The sequence below is a fragment of the Kocuria kalidii genome (assembly GCF_044462225.1).
Lineage (GTDB): Bacteria > Actinomycetota > Actinomycetes > Actinomycetales > Micrococcaceae > Kocuria > Kocuria kalidii.
This window is the reverse complement of sequence record NZ_JBISWJ010000023.1, coordinates 48,342-65,440: the sequence shown is the minus strand read 5'-3', so window position 1 is coordinate 65,440 and position 17,099 is coordinate 48,342. Positions and strand designations below refer to the sequence as shown.

At 73.3% G+C, this 17,099-nt stretch carries 13 protein-coding genes; 10 read left to right on the top strand and 3 right to left on the bottom strand.

Annotated elements, in window-relative coordinates:
* The first annotated feature begins 104 nt into the window (after positions 1 to 104).
* Positions 105 to 1,538: a gamma-aminobutyraldehyde dehydrogenase gene (locus tag ACH9D3_RS03530; RefSeq protein ID WP_396409874.1), complete on the top strand. Its 1,434-nt coding sequence runs from the start codon at positions 105 to 107 to the stop codon at positions 1,536 to 1,538.
* A 68-nt stretch (positions 1,539 to 1,606) separates the two neighbouring features.
* Here ACH9D3_RS03530 and ACH9D3_RS03525 read toward each other — a convergent pair whose 3' ends face one another.
* On the bottom strand, positions 1,607 to 2,290 hold the full coding sequence (locus ACH9D3_RS03525) for a TetR/AcrR family transcriptional regulator C-terminal domain-containing protein (protein ID WP_396409873.1): 684 nt from the start codon (positions 2,288 to 2,290) through the stop codon (positions 1,607 to 1,609).
* Between the two features lie 156 nt (positions 2,291 to 2,446).
* On the opposite strand from ACH9D3_RS03525, the gene ACH9D3_RS03520 reads away from it, so the two are divergent.
* The 9 genes from ACH9D3_RS03520 (at position 2,447) to ACH9D3_RS03480 (ending at position 13,876) form a co-directional block, all read left to right on the top strand.
* Positions 2,447 to 3,178, top strand: coding sequence for a mycothiol-dependent nitroreductase Rv2466c family protein (locus tag ACH9D3_RS03520; protein ID WP_396409872.1), 732 nt, complete (start codon positions 2,447 to 2,449; stop codon positions 3,176 to 3,178).
* A gap of 114 nt (positions 3,179 to 3,292) precedes the next feature.
* A complete protein-coding gene (locus ACH9D3_RS03515; protein WP_396409871.1) occupies positions 3,293 to 4,744 on the top strand; it encodes an FAD-dependent oxidoreductase in 1,452 nt (483 codons plus the stop codon).
* A complete protein-coding gene (locus ACH9D3_RS03510; RefSeq protein WP_396409870.1) occupies positions 4,741 to 5,637 on the top strand; it encodes a universal stress protein in 897 nt (298 codons plus the stop codon). Before ACH9D3_RS03515 ends, ACH9D3_RS03510 begins: the two co-directional genes overlap by 4 nt.
* On the top strand, positions 5,634 to 7,160 hold the full coding sequence (locus tag ACH9D3_RS03505) for an APC family permease (RefSeq protein ID WP_396399789.1): 1,527 nt from the start codon (positions 5,634 to 5,636) through the stop codon (positions 7,158 to 7,160). The genes ACH9D3_RS03510 and ACH9D3_RS03505 overlap by 4 nt, the downstream gene beginning before the upstream one ends.
* A 161-nt stretch (positions 7,161 to 7,321) precedes the next feature.
* Entirely contained in the window at positions 7,322 to 7,939 is a 618-nt protein-coding gene (locus ACH9D3_RS03500) for a TetR/AcrR family transcriptional regulator C-terminal domain-containing protein (RefSeq protein WP_396409869.1), read from the top strand.
* A 105-nt stretch (positions 7,940 to 8,044) separates the two neighbouring features.
* Positions 8,045 to 9,283, top strand: coding sequence for an MFS transporter (locus tag ACH9D3_RS03495; RefSeq protein WP_396409868.1), 1,239 nt, complete (start codon positions 8,045 to 8,047; stop codon positions 9,281 to 9,283).
* 32 nt (positions 9,284 to 9,315) lie between these two features.
* Positions 9,316 to 10,956 (top strand): amidohydrolase family protein, encoded by a 1,641-nt coding sequence (locus ACH9D3_RS03490; protein ID WP_396409867.1) that lies wholly within the window; start codon positions 9,316 to 9,318, stop codon positions 10,954 to 10,956.
* A 50-nt stretch (positions 10,957 to 11,006) separates the two neighbouring features.
* Entirely contained in the window at positions 11,007 to 12,095 is a 1,089-nt protein-coding gene (locus ACH9D3_RS03485; protein ID WP_396409866.1) for an agmatine deiminase family protein, read from the top strand.
* Between the two features lie 38 nt (positions 12,096 to 12,133).
* Positions 12,134 to 13,876 carry an amidase gene (locus ACH9D3_RS03480; RefSeq protein WP_396409919.1) on the top strand — a complete coding sequence of 581 codons (1,743 nt, stop codon included), beginning with the start codon at positions 12,134 to 12,136 and terminating at the stop codon, positions 13,874 to 13,876.
* Positions 13,877 to 13,973: 97 nt separating this feature from the next.
* Here the strand turns inward: ACH9D3_RS03480 and ACH9D3_RS03475 are convergent, their stop codons facing one another.
* Positions 13,974 to 15,953, bottom strand: a complete 1,980-nt coding sequence (locus ACH9D3_RS03475) for a M13-type metalloendopeptidase (RefSeq protein WP_396409865.1) — start codon at positions 15,951 to 15,953, stop codon at positions 13,974 to 13,976.
* A gap of 157 nt (positions 15,954 to 16,110) precedes the next feature.
* Entirely contained in the window at positions 16,111 to 16,953 is an 843-nt protein-coding gene (locus tag ACH9D3_RS03470; RefSeq protein WP_396399783.1) for an ABC transporter substrate-binding protein, read from the bottom strand.
* Positions 16,954 to 17,099 lie beyond the last annotated feature (146 nt).

Below are 17,099 nucleotides of genomic sequence, written 5' to 3'. Positions count from 1 at the left end.
GCGGACGGCCCCCGGTGTCCCCGGTCACACCACCCCCTACTAAAATGAACAACGATCATTTAGAGTGGCAGGCACCGCGTCCGCGCCCGGAGAGAGGAACCACCATGAGCGAGCTCCTGCAGAACTACGTCGACGGCGCCTTCGTCGACGCCCACGGCACCGGCCGGATCGACGTCGTCGACCCCGCCACCGGCGGCACGGTCGCCGTCTCCCCGGTCTCGGACGCCGCGGACGTCGACCGGGCCTTCGCCGCGGCCCGGACGGCGTTCCGGACCTGGCGGCGCACCACACCGAGCGAGCGCCAGCTGATGCTGCTCCGGCTCGCGGACGCGCTCGAGGCGCACAGCTCCGAGCTCGTCGACGCCCAGCACCGCAACACCGGCCAGCCGCGCCGGATGATCGCGGAGGAGGAGGTCGGCGCCGGTGCCGACAACCTCCGCTTCTTCGCCGGCGCCGCCCGGAGTCTCGAGGGCAGGGCCGCGGCGGAGTACCTGGGCGGGCACACCTCCTACGTGCGGCGGGAGCCGCTCGGCGTCGTCGCGCAGGTGACGCCCTGGAACTACCCGCTGCTCATGGCGATCTGGAAGCTCGGCCCGGCGCTCGCCGCGGGCAACACCGTGGTCCTCAAGCCCTCGGACACCACCCCGGAGTCCACCCTGGTCCTGGCCCGGCTCATCGACGGGATCTTCCCCGCCGGTGTGGTGAACGTCCTCCTGGGGGACGGCTCCACGGGGGCGCTGATGACCTCCCACCGGACCCCGGCCATGGTCTCCATCACCGGCTCCGTGCGCGCCGGCCGCGCCGTGGCCCTCGCCGCCGCGGAGAACCTCACCCGCGGCCACCTCGAGCTCGGCGGCAAGGCGCCCGCCGTCGTCTTCGCGGACGCCGACCTGCCCGCCGCCGCGAAGGCCCTCGTGGAGTTCGGCACCTTCAACGCCGGCCAGGACTGCACGGCGGTGACCCGCGTCCTGGTCCAGGACAGCGCCCACGACGAGTTCGTGGAGCTGCTGGCCGCGGCCGCCCGGGACGTCGTCACCGGGGACCCGGACGAGTCCAAGAACTTCTACGGCCCGCTCAACAACGCCCGGCACTTCGAGGACGTGTGCCGCAAGCTCGCCGACCTCCCCGGGCACGCGACCGTGGTCACCGGCGGCAGGCCGGTGGAGGGCGCTCCCGGCTACTTCTTCGAGCCCACCGTGGTGACGGGGGTGCGCCAGGAGGACGCCCTCGTCCAGGAGGAGACCTTCGGCCCGGTCCTCACCGTGCAGCCCTTCGGCACGGAGGAGGAGGCGCTCGAGCTGGCCAACGACGTCGACTACGCCCTGGCCTCGAGCGTGTGGACCGCGGACCACGGCACGGCCATGCGCGTGTCCCGCGAGCTCGACTTCGGCTGCGTGTGGGTCAACACCCACGTCATGCTGATCTCCGAGATGCCGCACGGAGGGTTCAAGAGCTCCGGCTACGGCAAGGACCTCTCGCTGTACTCGGTCGAGGAGTACACCCGGGTCAAGCACGTGATGCACGCGCTCGACGTCTGAGCCGCCGCGGCCGGGAGGTGGGGTCCTGTCCGCTCGGTGCCGTCCGGCGGCGCAGTCCTGTCCAGGCCTCAGTCCTGCCCGGCGGTCCGGTCCTGTGCGGCCGAGAGGCGCAGCCGGAAGCCGTCCAGCATGGCGGTGAGGGCCATGTCGAACGCCTCCTCCGCGGCCGCCTCGGCGTCCGCGGGCCGGGCCCGGACCGCGTCGGCGAACACCGGGGCGAGGTCCGACCGCTCCCCGGGGTCGAAGATGTCGGCGGGGGCCGTGGCGTCGTAGGCGGCGCCGAAGACCAGCGACTCGACCGAGACGATCACGTCCGCGATCTCCGCGCGCGACCAGCCCGCGTCCGCGAGCCCGGAGGCCACCGTCTCGTACATCTGCAGGGTGTGCGGGGAGTTCGCGACCGGCAGCACGGCCATGATCGGGATCATGGCCGTGTGCTGGGCGTAGCAGTCGCGGTAGGACCGCGCCCAGCGCTCGAGGGCCTGGTCCCAGGGGAGGGTGTCGAACCCGGAGCGGTCGATGCCCTGGTTGATCGCGTCCTGGACCCGGATCAGCACGTCCCGCTTCGACGGCGTGTGGTTGTACAGGGCCGAGGTGGAGACCTTCAGCTCCTGCGCCAGCTCCGTCATCGTCAGGTGCTGGTAGCCCCGCGTGGCCACGATCTTGATGGCGGACTTGGTGATCCGCTCCTCGGAGAGCACCGGCTGGCGCGGGCGGCCGCGGCGTCGAGGGGCGGGGCCGGCGGGAGCCATGGGCGGATCCTCCTGTGCTCGGTGCTGCGGGTTCCGGGGCGAGAGGTCCGGGCCGCGGGGTCGGGCGGTCACCCCCGAGTCTAGGGCGGCGTCCGGGGCGGCAGCCCCACGGCCGTGTCCTTGACCGACGCCCGGGCGGCTCCTAGCGTGTGCACGATGAGGAGCGCCGACATCCACTTCTACTTCGACCCGACGTGCCCCTTCGCGTGGTTGACCAGCTCGTGGGTCCGCACGGTGACGGCCCGCCGGGACTACCGGGTGGACTGGCGGTTCATCTCCCTGCGACTGCTCAACGAGCACGTGGACTACGACGCGTGGTTCCCGCCGGAGTACGAGGCGTCCCACACGGCGGGCCTGCGCCTGCTGCGCGTGGCCGCCCGGACCCGTGCGGAGCACGGGCGGGAGGCGGTCGGGCGCCTGTACGAGGGTCTCGGGACCCGCATCTTCGACGCCGATCCTGCGCCCGGCGCACCGGCGGTGGAGCAGGACCGCCGCGGCAGCCGTGCCTTCCTCGAACCCGTGCTCATCGCCGCAGAACTCCCGGTCGGGCTCGCCGACGCCCTCGACGACCGGTCGTGGGACGCGGTGGTCCGGGCGGAGACGGAGGAGGCCCTGGCGCTCACCGGCCGGGACGTCGGGACCCCGATCATCCACTTCGAGCCGCCGGAGGGTGTGGCCTTCTTCGGACCCGTCATCAGCCGGCTGCCTGCTGAGGAGGACGCGGTGGAGCTGTGGGACCACGTGGTGGCCCTCGCCCGGTTCCCCGGTTTCGCCGAGCTCAAGCGCAGCCTCCGGGAGCAGCCGCGGCTGCGGGGCCTCGGCGCCGCGCCGGACGGGCCCGGGGTCGAGGAGGACTGGCACGCCGGGAGCCGCCGGGCCAAGAAGTAGCGCTCCCGGCGCCGGAGACGCCCCGCCGGGAACATTTCTCGTCGCAGGCCTTGACGGGCACCTGTGCCCCACCGCTTAATGAAACCAGTTCATTTTAGCGTGAAGGAGAGCACAGTGACCGATCAGCGCACCCTGGGCAGCGAGACCGCGATCGAGCGGGACGTCGTCGTCGTCGGCGCCGGCCCCGCCGGTCTCACGGCCGCCCGCGAGCTCGTGGCCGCCGGCCGCACCGTGGCCGTCCTGGAGGCCCGCGACCGCGTGGGCGGGCGGACCTGGTCGAAGACCGTGGACGGGGCGTTCCTCGAGATCGGCGGGCAGTGGATCTCCCCGGACCAGACCGAGCTGCTGGCTCTGGTCGAGGAGCTCGGCCTGGAGACCTTCCAGCGCTACCGCGAGGGCGAGTCCGTCTACGTCGGCTCGGACGGGGTGCGCCGGACCTACACCGGCTCCCTCTTTCCGGCGTCGGAGCGGACCGTGGCCGAGATGGAGAGGCTCATCGGCGTCCTCGACGACCTCGTCGAGGAGATCGGCGTCGAGCAGCCGTGGGCGCACCCGCTGGCCCGCGAGCTGGACACGGTCTCCTTCCACTCCTGGCTGCGGGCCCGGTCCGGCGACGAGGAGGCCTGCACCAACATCGGCATGTTCATCGCCGGGGCGATGCTCACCAAGCCCTCCCATGCCTTCTCCACCCTGCAGGCGGTGCTCATGGCGGCCTCCGCCGGGTCCTTCTCCAACCTGGTGGACGAGGACTTCATCCTCGACCGCCGCGTGGTCGGAGGCATGCAGTCCGTCTCCGAGGCCGTGGCCGCCCAGCTCGGGGAGGACGTGGTCTTCCTGGACACCCCGGTGCGCACGATCCGCTGGGCCGGCGAGGGCGAGACCTACGCCGAGCACGTCCCCGGCACCCCGGTGACCGTCTGGTCCGACCGGCTCACGGTGCGGGCGAAGGACGTGGTCGTGGCCGTGCCGCCGAACCTCTACTCCCGGATCTCCTTCGAGCCGCCCCTGCCGCGGCTGCAGCACCAGATGCACCAGCACCAGTCGCTGGGCCTCGTGATCAAGGTGCACGCCGTCTACGAGACGCCCTTCTGGCGGGACAAGGGCCTCTCCGGCACCGGCTTCGGCGCCCACGAGCTGTGCCAGGAGGTCTACGACAACACCAACCACGAGGATCCCCGGGGCACTCTGGTGGGCTTCGTCTCCGACGAGAAGGCCGACGCGGTCCTCGCCCTGCCCGCCGAGGAGCGCAAGCGGCGGATCCTGGAGTCCCTGTCGAACTACCTGGGGGAGGAGGCGCGGGACCCGGTGGTCTACTACGAGTCCGACTTCGGCTCCGAGGAGTGGACCCGCGGCGCCTACGCCGCCAGCTACGACCTCGGCGGGCTGCACCGCTACGGCGCGCACCAGCGCACCCCCGTGGGCCCGATCCGCTGGGCCTGCTCGGACCTCGCCGCCGAGGGCTACCAGCACGTCGACGGCGCCCTGCGCCAGGGCCGGCTCGCGGCCGCCGAGATCCTCGGTGCCGGGAGCGCGCCCGCCGCCGCCCTGCAGGGAGCCGCGCGGTGAACGGCGCCCGGCCGGAGCGCTGCGTCGTCGGCTACAACGGGGACCGGCCCAGCCGGGACGCGGTCCGGCTCGCCGGGGCGATGGCCCGGGCCTTCGGGGCCGAGCTGGAGATCGTGCTCGTGCTGCGCGCCGACAGCCCCTATCAGCAGGTCTATCCGCCGGTCGGGGACGTCGCCCCGGTCGTGCGGCAGCAGGCGCGCACGTGGCTGCGGGAGGCCGTGCAGCTCGTGCCGGAGGGCGTCGTGGCCCGCACGCACCTCCGCGAGGACGAATCCGCGGCCGCGGGCCTCGTCCGGGCCGCCACCGAGCTCGGGGCGCAGCTGATCGTGGTGGGCGCCGGCGCCGGATCGGGCCGCTTCTCGGTCGGGCCCGTGGTCAACGCGCTGCTGCACAGCTCGCCGCTCCCCGTGGCGCTGGCCCCGCGCCGGTACCCCGGGGACGTGCCGCTCGACCGCCTCTACGCCGCCGTGGGCACCCGGCCCGGGGCGCACCAGGTCCTCCGGGAGGCGGTCGAGGCCGTCGAGCGCTCCGGACTCGAGCTGGAGCTCATCTCCTTCCTCGAGGGCCGGGCCGCCGATCCGGGCACGACCGAGCAGGCCCGACGGCGCGTCGAGGCGCACCTCGAGGCCGCCGCGGAGGAGGTCCGCCGGACCCGGTCCGTGACCGTCCGGGTCGCCTCCGGGCGGACCCTCAAGAAGGCCGCGCAGGACGTCGACTGGGCTCCCGGCGGCCTCCTGCTCATCGGGTCGTCCCGCCTGGCCCGGGGGCGGCAGACCTTCCTGGGCACTACCGCGGCACGGCTGCTCAGGCACCTCCCGGTGCCGGTGGTCGTCGTTCCCCGGACCGCCCCGGAGACCCGTCCGGACCAGACCGAGAAGGAGTCCACGTCATGAGCACCGGAACCGCACCCCGCACCGACCAGTCCACGACGCGCCACGAGAAGGGGCTCAGCAAGGGCTCGGTGGGCGTCCTCGGCTCCGTGGTCATCGGCGTGTCCACCATCGCGCCCGCCTACACGCTCTCCGGGGCCCTCGGCCCCACCGCCGCCGCGGTGGGGACCCACCTCCCGGCGATCCTGCTCGTGGGGTTCGTCCCCATGCTGCTCGTGGCCATCGGCTACCGGCAGCTCAACCGGGCCATGCCCGACTCCGGCACCACCTTCACCTGGGTGTCGAAGGCCTTCGGCCCGTGGGTCGGGTGGATGGGCAGCTGGGGGCTCCTCGCCGCCACGATCCTGGTGCTGTCGAACCTGGCCGGCATCGCCGTGGACTTCTTCTACCTCGCCCTCGCCCAGCTCACCGGCAACGACGCCATCGCCGAGCTGACCCGCAACGTGCCCGTCAACGTGGCCACCTGCCTGGCGTTCGTGGCGCTCGCGGCCTGGGTCTCCTACCGGGGCATGGAGGCCACCAAGGTGGTGCAGTACGTCCTCGTCGTCTTCCAGCTGCTGGTCCTGCTGTGGTTCGCCGCCGCGGCCTTCGGCCACGTGGCCGGCGGCACCGCCTTCGACGGTCTCACCGTGCGTCCCGAGTGGTTCGACCCGTTCGGCGTGGAGTCCTTCTCCGCGTTCGCCGCGGGGGTGTCCCTGTCCGTGTTCATCTACTGGGGCTGGGACGTGGTGCTCACCCTCAACGAGGAGAGCAAGGAGTCCACCAACGGACCCGGCCGCTCGGCCATCGCGACCATCCTCGTCATCGTCGCCCTCTACATGACCGTCTCGCTCGCCGTGCTCTCCTACGCCGGGGTGGGCGGCGCCGAGTTCGGCCTGGGCAACGAGGAGATCCAGGAGAACGTCTTCGCCGCGCTGGCCGGGCCGGTCATGGGGCCCTTCGCGATCCTGATGTCGCTGGCGGTGCTGTCCTCCTCGGCGGCCTCCCTGCAGTCCACGATGATCTCCCCGGCGCGCACCATGCTCGCCATGGGCCACTACGGCGCGCTGCCGGCGAAGTACGCCCGGATCACCGCCCGCTTCCAGTCCCCGGGCTACGCCACGATCGCGGCGGCCGTCATCGCCTCGGTGTTCTACGCCGTGATGCGCGTGGTCTCCGAGAACGTCCTGTGGGACACCATCACCACCCTGGGGATGATGGTGTGCTTCTACTACGGCGTCACCGCCCTGGCCTGCGTGTGGTACTTCCGGCGCGAGGCCTTCCGCACCGCGAAGGGCTTCCTGACGAAGTTCCTGGCGCCGCTGCTCGGCGGGATCCTGCTGCTGGTCTTCTTCGTCCAGACGTCCTACGACTCCATGGACCCGGAGTACGGCTCCGGCTCGGCGATCGGCGGGGTCGGCCTCGTGTTCGTCCTCGGCGTGGGGATGCTCCTGCTCGGCATCGTCGTGATGCTCGTCCAGTACCGGCGCAACCCCGCCTTCTTCCGCGAGAGCTTCGAGACCACCGAGCTCCCGGTCCTCGACTGAGAGGACGCCGCGGGCGGGGCCGGACCAGGAGGGTGGGCCGGTGGACCGGGGGGCGGCCCCGGGCCGCCGGTCCACCTGCCGTGGACGCAGGGGGCCCGACACCCGTCCCGGGGGATCCTCGGTAGATTCGACGGGACCCGCACCGTTCGAGGAGCTCCCCCATGGCCCGTCCCCGTTCTCCGCTGTTGTCGGCCGACGCCGTCGTCACCGCCGCCCTAGCCCTCGTCGACGAGACGGGGGACTTCAGCTTCCCCAAGGTCGCCCGCCTGCTGGGGGTCAGCCAGTCGGCGCTGTACAACCACATCGACAACCGGGAGCACATCGTCGAGCTGATGCGCGGCCGGGTGTTCGCCGCCCCCGCGCCCGTGGACCTCGAGAACCTGCCGTGGGAGGACGCGCTGCGGGCGCTCGTGCGGACCTACCGCGACTGCATGGTCGCCCACCCCCGCCTGGTTCCCCTGCTCATCACCCAGACCGTCCAGGACCCCGGCGTGATCGGGATCTACGAGGACATGGCTGTCGTCCTGCAGCGGGCCGGGCTCGCGCGGGAGGCGATCGTCCCGGCGATCTCCGCGATCGACTACCTGGCCCTGGGCTCCGCGCTGGACCTGACGGCGCCCGAGGTGGTCTGGGCGCCGCCGGCGGGCCGGTTCCCCGCCCTGAGCCGCGCCATCGACGGCCTCGGCTCCGTCGAGGAGCGCGCGGAGGCGGCCTTCGCCTTCGGGCTGGACGTCCTCGTCGCCGGAGTGCACGTGCAGGCGTCGCGCGGAAGTTACTGAAAGCCTTTCACCAAAACTCTTGTGGTGCGCGGAGGGCCGCCCCATACTAATGAAAGCCTTTCATTTATGTGATGGCACTCACGTCTCGTCCACGAGGGGAAGACCATGTCCGAGAACAGCCCTGCGCCTGAGCACTCCGGCCGCGTGCCGCTGACGGCGCCCCGCGCCGTGTCCGTCTTCGGGATCAGCGTGGTGGGGTTCATGACCGCCAACCTGGTCCCGGTCATGATCGTCGCCCTGACCGGGGAGCTCGGTCTGTCCGTCACCGCGGCGGGAACGCTGATGACGGCCTCGCTGCTGGCCTGCGCGGCCTCCTGCCTGGCCACCTCCCGGTGGACGGCCCGCTCCGGACGCTACGTCGTGGCCCGCGCCGGACTGACCCTGACCGCCCTGGGCTTCGGCGCCGCCGCCTTCGTCCCCTCGGTGCCGGTGGTCGTGGCCGGGATCGTGCTCGGAGGTCTCGGTGCCGGTGGGGCGGTCTCCGCCGGTGGTGCGGCCCTGGGGGCGCTGCGCAACCCCGACCGGGCCTCGGGCATCAGCGGCTTCACCAACCGTGCGATCGTCTCGGTGGTCCTGTTCGTCATCCCGGTCCTGGGCGCGGGCATGGGCAGCGCCTTCGGCCTGCTCGCCGGCCTGGCCCTGGCCGCGCTGCTCACCACGGGGTGGCTTCCCGACCGGCCTGCTCCCGCTGTGCTGCCGACCCCCGAGGCGATCTCCACCGCACCGAGCGCGACCTCCTCCCGCCGGACGGCGACGGCCGGCACCGGGCTGCTGGCCTGCTTCGCGCTGTGGGCGCTGAGCGAGGACTCCCTGTGGGCCGTGGCCGCCACGATGGGCGCCGACCAGGCAGGGCTCGACGAGACCGGGATGGGCCTGGTGCTCAGCCTCTCCACCCTCGGCGGGCTGGCTGCCTCGGCCCTCGTGGGGCTGGCCGGCGGACGTCTCGGTCGCACCGCGCCGCTCGCGGCGGCGCTGGCCGCCGGTGGGGTGCTCAAGCTCCTCGCCGGGACGGTGACCGACCCGGGGTGGTACATGGTGGTCGTCATCGCCTGGAACACCCTCTACATGCTGTCCTTCATCTACATCGTCGCGGTCGCCGCCGCGCTCGACGCCTCGGGGAAGTGGTCGGCGCCGGTGCTGGGGGTCTACCTCGTCGGCTCCTCCTTCGCCCCCGTGTTCGGCACCGCCGTCTCGGCCGCGGCCGGCTACACCGTGCTGGGCGCGGTGCTGGCCGGTATGACGTTCGTCCTGCTGATCCCCTTGGTGCTCATCTCCCGCCTCTCCGTGCGGGTCGAGGCTGCCGCCCGGCCGGAGGCACGCTTCCCCCAGGCGGTGATCGTCTGATGCCCCGTACCGCACGAGCCGAAAGCGTCCCCGTGACCGACTGCACCGTCTACACCCACGCCGCCGTCTTCACCGCCGACGGCGCCGACGCCGAGGCGCTCGTCGTGCGCGGGGACCGTTTCCTGTACGTCGGGGACGAGGCGGGCGCCCGGCGCGCCGCCGGGCCCGGCGCCGCCGAGGTGGACCTCGCCGGGGGCTGCGTCCTCCCGGGGATCATCGACGCCCACACCCACCTGCTGATGACGGGCCAGTCCCTGCAGAAGGTGCCCCTGCGGGACGCCGCGGACCTGACCGAGATCCAGGCCCGGCTGCGCCGGGCGGCCGCGGAGAACCCGCACGCACCTCGCCTGCTCGGCACCGGCTGGCTCTACGGCGCCCTCGCGGGCGCGGCGCCCACCCGGGCGCTGCTCGACGAGGCCGTCCCGGACCGTCCCGTCTACCTCGACGCCAACGACCTCCACTCGGTGTGGGTCAACACCGCGGCCCTGGCGGAACTGGGCATCGAGGACACCACCCCGGATCCGATCGGCGGCCGGATCGGCCGCGACCCGGTCACGGGAACTGCCGACGGGATGCTCTACGAGACTGCCGCCCAGCAGATCGTCTGGCCCGCCCTGGCCCGGGCGGCCACCGACGCCGACCGCGACGCCCAGCTGGAGTCCGTCTTCGAGCACTACCTGGCCGTCGGCGTCACCGGGGCGGTGGACATGGCCGTCCAGGACGACGACCTCGCCGCCTTCCGGCGTGCCGTCCAGCGCCACGGCGGCGCCCTGCCGCTGCGCGTGAAGGGCCACTGGCTCGTGCACCGCCGCGACAGCGACGCGGAGAACCTCGCGCAGGTCGACCGGGCCGCCGAGCTCGCCGAGGAGCTCTCCGGGGAGTGGCTGCGCATCTGCGGGATCAAGATCGTGGTCGACGGCGTGATCGACAGCTGCACCGCGGCCATGAAGGAGCCCTACGCCGACGGCAGCACGTGCGAGCCCATCTGGGACCGGGAGTCGCTGACACCGGTGGTCGTCGCCGCCGACGCCGCCGGGCTGCAAATCGCCCTGCACGCCATCGGCGACGAGGCCTCCGACATCGCCCTGGACGCCCTCGAACAGGCCCAACGGATCAACGGCCCCCGGGACCGCCGCCACCGGATCGAGCACCTGGAAACGGTCACCGAGGACAACGTGCGCCGCCTGGCCGCCCTCGGCGTGGTGGCCTCGGTCCAGCCCGTCCACGCCGACCCGGCGATCCAGGACCACTGGCGCGCGGTGCTGGGCGAGCCCCGCACCGAGCGGGCCTTCCCCTGGACCGAGTTCGTCGCCGCCGGGGCCACCCTGGCCATCAGCACGGACGCGCCCACCGCGCCCCACCAGCCGCTGCCCAATCTGTACGTGGCCACCACCCGCAGGTCCGCCCTGGACTCCTCCTTGCCGCCGAACCTGCCCCACTACGCCCTGGACCTGGCCGACGCCCTGTGCCACGCCACCCGGGACGCCGCCTTCTCCTGCCGCGCCGAGCACCAGGAGGGACGGATCCGCACCGGCCACCTCGCCGACTTCACCGTCCTGGAGGCCGATCCCTTCGCCGCCGGATCGGCGCAGCTGCTGAGCAACCGGACGCGGCTGACCGTGGTGGGCGGTCGCGTCCGCTTCGACGCGGACGGCCCGGCGGCCACGCCGTGACGAGCACCTCCCCGACCCCCGTCCGCAGAACGACCCGAGGAACACCGACCATGCACCCTGTAGGAACGACGCCCAGCTCGACGCCCACCACCGTGATGCCTGCCGAGTGGGCCCCCCACGAGCGGACCTGGATGGCCTTCCCGCCCCCCAACGAGACCTTCGGCCCCGCCGGCAGCGCGACCCTCGCCCGGGCCCGGCGCGCCTGGGCGGCGGTGGCCCGCACGATCGCCCGGCACGAGCCCGTCACCGTGCTGGCGGACCCCGCCGACGCGGACGCCGCCCGTGCCGCGCTGGGGGAGGGCATCGACGTCGTGGCGGCCCCGCTCGACGACGCCTGGCTGCGCGACTCCGGACCCACGTTCGCCCACGACCCCGCCGGGGACGTGGTCGCCGTGGACTGGGTGTTCAACGGCTGGGGCGCCCAGGACTGGGCCGCCTGGGGCCACGACCAGCACCTCGGCCGCCTCGTGGCCGAGCGGGCCGGGGCCGAGGTGCGGCCCAGCACGCTGGTCAACGAGGGCGGCGGGTTCCACGTCGACGGCGAGGGCACCGTCCTGCTCACCGAGACCGTCCAGCTGGACCCCGGCCGCAACCCCGGGGCCACCAAGGAGCAGGTCGAGGCCGAGATCCACGCCCGCCTGGGCACCAGCACGGCGATCTGGCTGCCCCGCGGGCTCACTCGGGACTACGACGAGTTCGGCACCCGCGGTCACGTCGACATCGTCGCCGCCTTCGCCGGTCCGGGCACCGTCCTGGTGCACCGGCAGGACGACCCGGCCCACCCCGACTTCGCGGTGTCCCGGCAGATCCGCGCGGTGCTCGAGGCGGCCACCGACGCGCAGGGGCGCCGGCTGCGCGTCGTCGACGTCCCCGCCCCCACGGTGCTCGACGCCGGCGACGGGTTCGTCGACTTCTCCTACATCAACCACTACGTCGCCAACGGCGTGGTCGTGCTGTGCGCCTTCGACGACCCCCACGACGCCGTCGCCGCCGGGATCCTGGCGCAGGCCTATCCCGGCCGGGCCGTCGAGCTGGTCGACGCCCGCGACATCTTCGCCTTCGGCGGCGGCATCCACTGCATCACCCAGCAGCAGCCGGCCGCCCGCCGCGCCGCCACGGACGAGGAGGGCCGGCGGTGAAGGCGATCGGCAGCGGACCGGACAGCCGGCCCGGCACCGTGGCCGGCGCCGGGAGCGGCGGCGGGTTCGACGTCGTGGAGGCGAGCATCGGGCAGCTGCGCGCCGCCCTGGAGTCCGGGCGTACGACCAGCGAGGAGCTGGTCACCGCCTATCTGCGGCGCATCGAGGCCTACGACCGCGGCGGGCCGGAGCTCAACGCCGTCGTCGTGGACAACCCCGCGGCCCTGGACGAGGCCCGCGCCTCCGACGCCCGCCGGGCCCGCGGCGCGACGCTCGGGCCGCTGGACGGCATCCCGTACACCGCCAAGGACAGCTACCAGGCCCGTGGTCTCACGGTGGCGGCCGGATCGCCCGCGTTCGAGCACCTCGTGGCCCGGCACGACGCCTTCACGGTGGAACGGCTGCGCGCGGCTGGGGCGGTGCTGCTCGGGCTGACCAACATGCCCCCCATGGCCAACGGGGGCATGCAGCGCGGCCTCTACGGACGGGCCGAGAGCCCCTACAACGGCGAGTACCTCACCGCGGCCTTCGGCTCGGGCTCCTCCAACGGCTCCGGGACGGCCACGGCCGCGAGCTTCGCCGCGTTCGGCCTCGGCGAGGAGACCTGGTCCTCCGGCCGTGCCCCCGCGTCCAACAACGCCCTGTGCGCCTACACCCCCTCGCGCGGGGTGATCTCGGTGCGCGGCAACTGGCCGCTGGTGCCCACGATGGACGTCGTCGTGCCGCACACCCGCACCGTGGCCGACCTGCTCGAGGTGCTCGACGTGGTGGTCGCGGACGACCCCGAGACCCGCGGCGACTTCTGGCGCGTGCAGCCCTGGATCGACGTTCCCGCCGCGTCCTCGGTGCGGCCGGAGTCCTATCCGGCGCTGGCCGTCCCGGACCGCGAGGCCGCCGCGGGCGTCCTTGCCGGCGTGCGCCTGGGGGTGCCGCGGATGTACGTCAACGCCGACCCGGAGGCCGGGACCGCCGAGAACCCCGGGATCGGCGGCCCCACGGGCCGGCGGATCGAGACCCGCCCCTCCGTGATCGCGCTGTGGGAGGCCGCGCGCCGCGACCTCGAGGCCGCGGGCGCCACGGTGGTCGAGGTCGACCTCCCGGTGGTGAGCAACTACGAGGGCGACCGCCCCGGCGCGCCCACGATCGCGACCCGCGGGCTGGTGAGCCCGGAGTACCTGCACCGGGAGATCGTGGACCTCTCGTCCTGGGCGTGGCACGACTTCCTCGAGGCCAACGGAGACCCGGCACTGCACCGGCTCGCCGACGTCGACGGGTCCCGGATCTTCCCGCACCCGGCCGGTGCCCTGCCCGACCGCTACGACGGCTTCGAGGACGACATCGCCGACTACCCGGATGTCGTGCGCGAGCACGGCGTCCCGGTGCTCACGGAGATCCCGCACCTGGCGGAGGGGCTGCGCGGGCTCGAGGAGACCCGCCGTGTCGACCTGGAGCAGTGGATGGACGGGCTGGGCCTCGACGCCGTCGTGTTCCCGGCCGTCGCCGACGTCGGTCCCGCCGACGCCGACGTGGACCCGGTCTCCGCCGAGGCGGCCTGGCGCAACGGCGTCTGGGTCGCCAACGGCAACCTCGTGCCCCGGCACCTCGGCATCCCCACCGTCACCGTGCCCATGGGCACGATGACCGACACGGGGATGCCCGTCGGCCTGACGATCGCCGGCCGGGCCTACGACGACACCGCGCTCCTGCACCTCGGCGCGGCCTTCGAGGCCACCGGCTCCCGCCGCACCGTGCCCCCGCGCACGCCGCCGCTGCCCGGCTGATCCGCCCCGCTCCCTGTCCCCGAGGCCGCGTGCGACGGACCCCGGCCCACTCCGGCCGCCGTCGCACGCGGTCCCGCCGGAAGAAGGAGCGGACGGGTCACCAGATGTTCACGCGCTCCTCCGGTGCCAGCCACAGACCGTCCCCGGGGCGGGTGGCGAAGGTGTCGTGGAACGCGAACATGTTCTGCACCACGCGGTTGCAGCGGAACTCGTCCGGGGCGTGCGGGTCGGTGGCCAGCCGGTTGACCAGCTCCTGCTCCCGGGCGGTCGAGCGCCACAGGGCCGCGTAGGCGTAGAAGAACCGTTCCGCGCCGGTCAGCCCGTCGAGCACCGGAGCGGTGTCCTGCTCCAGGCCCCGCTCGGCCAGGGACATCCGGTAGGCCACCAGGGCGATCTCCAGCCCGCCGAGGTCCCCGATGTTCTCCCCCACCGTGAAGGCCCCGCTGACGCGGTGCCGGGCCGGGTCCAGCCCGCGGGGCGTGCAGCTGTCGTACTGGGCGACGAGCGCGGCGGTGCGCCGGGCGAACTCCGCGCGGTCCGCATCGGTCCACCAGTTCGCGAGGTGGCCGCGGGCGTCGTACTTGGCGCCCTGGTCGTCGAAGCCGTGGCCGATCTCGTGGCCGATCACGGAGCCGATCGCGCCGTAGCACACGGCGTCGTCGGCCTCGATGTCGAAGAACGGCGGCTGCAGGATCCCGGCGGGGAACACCACCTCGTTGAGCACGGGGTGGAAGTAGGCGTTGACCCAGTGGGGGTAGAGGAACCACTCGCCGCGGTCCACGGGGGTGCCCATCTTCCCGACGGTGCGGTCGTGCTCGAGCGCCAGTCCCGCCCGGACGTTGCCGAGCAGGTCCTCCGGATCCAGGTGCAGGGAGGAGTAGTCCCGCCAGGTCCCGGGGTGGCCGACCTTGACCGTGAACGTGGAGAGCTTCTCGAGGGCGCGGGCCCGCGTGGCCTCCGACATCCACTCCAGCCGGGAGATCCGCTCCCGGTACGCGGCCAGCAGGTGCTCCACGAGCTGCTCCACCCGGGCCTTGTGCGCCGGCGGGAACCAGCGGGCCACGTACTCGCGCGCCACGTCGTCGCCCAGGACCCGGGTGACCAGGAACTCGGCGCGCTTCCACCGCTCGCGGGGGCGCGTGATGCCGGACAGGGCGGTGCTGTAGAAGCGGAAGTTCTCCTCGACGAACGGCCGGGGCAGGAAGGGCGCGCGCTTGGACACGATCCGCCACGACTGCCAGATCCGGATCTGCTCCTCCGGCCACTGCTCCCACAGCCGGCCCAGCTGCGCCACGAAGGACGGCTGGCGCACGATGACCCGGTCGAAGATCGCCGCGCCGCGCTCCGGGGCGGTGCCCTCGAGCCACGCCGTCCACGGGAAGCCGGGGGCCATGGCCTGCAGGCCGGGCACGTCCACGGGGTTGTACATCTCCTCGACGTCCCGCGCGGAGACGGTGTCCCAGTGGGCCGCGGCGAGCTGCGTCTCCATGGCGAGCACGGTCGCCGCGGCGTCCCCGGCGCTCACACCCCAGCGCGCCGGCAGGCCCGCCAGCTCGAGCATCGCCGCGACGTGGTCCGTGAACGCCGTGCGCAGCCGCTCGTGCAGGGGGTCGGTGTAGTAGCTGTCCGTGGGCAGGGACAGCCCGTCCTGGCGGAGGAAGAACGAGTAGCGGGAGGAGTCCCGGGAGTCGTTCTCCACGAAGAAGGACAGCACCCCGTCCACACCCGTGCGGTGCAGGGCGGCCGAGGCGCGGGCGAGGCCCTCCTTGCCCCGGGCGGCGTCCAGCACCGCCAGGTCCGGGGCCAGGACGGCCCGTCCGCGGCGCTCGATCTCGTCCTCGTCGAGGAAGGAGCGGTACAGCGCGCGCATCCGCGACCCGGCGGGGGCCTCCTGCACGATCTCGTGCACCCGCTGCGTGTTCAGGTCGGTGAGGATCGCCGAGGCCCCGTCGAACGCCCGGTCCTCCGGCAGCTCGTGCGCCTCGATCCAGCCGCCGTTGACGTGGCGGTACAGGTCGTCCTGCGGGCGGACGCCGGGGTGGACGTGCTGCAGCTCGAGTCCGGAGCGGGTGGTCACGGGAGCTTCCCCTGTCGTCGGTCGCGGGGCGGGCCGGGAGGCGCAGGAGCGGCGGCGCCCGCCCCGGGCCCAGCCTACGGACGACGGCGCCGCGGCCCGCCTCGCGCGGGCCGCGGCGTCCGTGCCGCCCGTCACACCCGGTGGGTGCGGCGTCCGGTCAGCTCGCGGCAGGCTCCGGGCTCGCGGAGCCCTCGGCGCCCGTGGCGCCCAGCCACTCGGCCTTGAGGTCCTCGAGGGTGCCGTCCTCCTCCATGGCCGCCAGCGACTCGTCGACCTGCTCCAGCAGGGCCGTGTTGCCGGTCTTGACCGCCAGGCCCAGCTCCTCGCCGGTCTCGATCTCCTCGACGAGCTCCAGCTCGGGGTTGTCGTCGATCGCGGGACCCGTCACCGAGATGTTGGCCACCACGGCCTCGACGTCACCGGTGTTGAGGCCCTGGATCATCAGCGCCGAGTCCTCGTACTGGACCACGTCGGCGCCGTTCTCCTGCGCGTAGGTCTCGCCGGTGGTGGCCTGCTGCACGCCCACCCGCCGGCCCTCGATGTCGGCCACGGACCCGATGCCGGAGCCCGGTGCCACGAGCAGCCCCAGGTTGTCCGCGACGTACGGCTCCGAGAAGTCCATCACCGACTCGCGCTCCTCGGTGATGGTCATCCCGGAGGCGGCGAGGTCGCACTGGTCGGTGTCCAGCGCGGAGCCGGTCTCGATGGCCTCGAAGGAGGTGGTGATGAACTCGGTCTCCACGCCCATGTCCTCGGCGATGTTGTTGACCAGGTCGATGTCGAAGCCCACGGTCTCGCCGTCCTCGACGTACTCGAAGGGGGCGTAGGGGATGTCCGAGCAGACCGTGAGGGTTCCCGGGTTGATCAGGCTCACCTCGCTCTCCCCGCCGGCGGCAGCCTCGCCGCCGTCGCCGCCGTCGGTGCTGGTGCACGCGCTCAGGGCCAGTGCGGAGACGGCCAGCACGGACAGGGTCGCTGCCCCGTGGAACCTGCTCTTCATGGGTGTGTCCTTCCCTCGGGAGGTGGTCGGCCGCGGTGCCCGCACACGGCGCAGTGCCCCGGTGCGGCCCACCGCTGAATGAGCCTCAGTGTAGGGGCTGCCGCGTTGCCGGAGTGTTGCGCACCACTGGTCGGTAGCACATTACT

Bases quoted from the DNA above. Each gene is read 5' to 3' on its own strand.
- ACH9D3_RS03530 (WP_396409874.1), top strand. From the start codon at position 105: ATGAGCGAGCTCCTGCAGAACTACGTCGACGGCGCCTTCGTCGACGCC.
- ACH9D3_RS03525 (WP_396409873.1), bottom strand. From the start codon at position 2,290: ATGGCTCCCGCCGGCCCCGCCCCTCGACGCCGCGGCCGCCCGCGCCAG.
- ACH9D3_RS03520 (WP_396409872.1), top strand. From the start codon at position 2,447: ATGAGGAGCGCCGACATCCACTTCTACTTCGACCCGACGTGCCCCTTC.
- ACH9D3_RS03505 (WP_396399789.1), top strand. From the start codon at position 5,634: ATGAGCACCGGAACCGCACCCCGCACCGACCAGTCCACGACGCGCCAC.
- ACH9D3_RS03500 (WP_396409869.1), top strand. From the start codon at position 7,322: ATGGCCCGTCCCCGTTCTCCGCTGTTGTCGGCCGACGCCGTCGTCACC.
- ACH9D3_RS03495 (WP_396409868.1), top strand. From the start codon at position 8,045: ATGTCCGAGAACAGCCCTGCGCCTGAGCACTCCGGCCGCGTGCCGCTG.
- ACH9D3_RS03485 (WP_396409866.1), top strand. From the start codon at position 11,007: ATGCACCCTGTAGGAACGACGCCCAGCTCGACGCCCACCACCGTGATG.
- ACH9D3_RS03470 (WP_396399783.1), bottom strand. From the start codon at position 16,953: ATGAAGAGCAGGTTCCACGGGGCAGCGACCCTGTCCGTGCTGGCCGTC.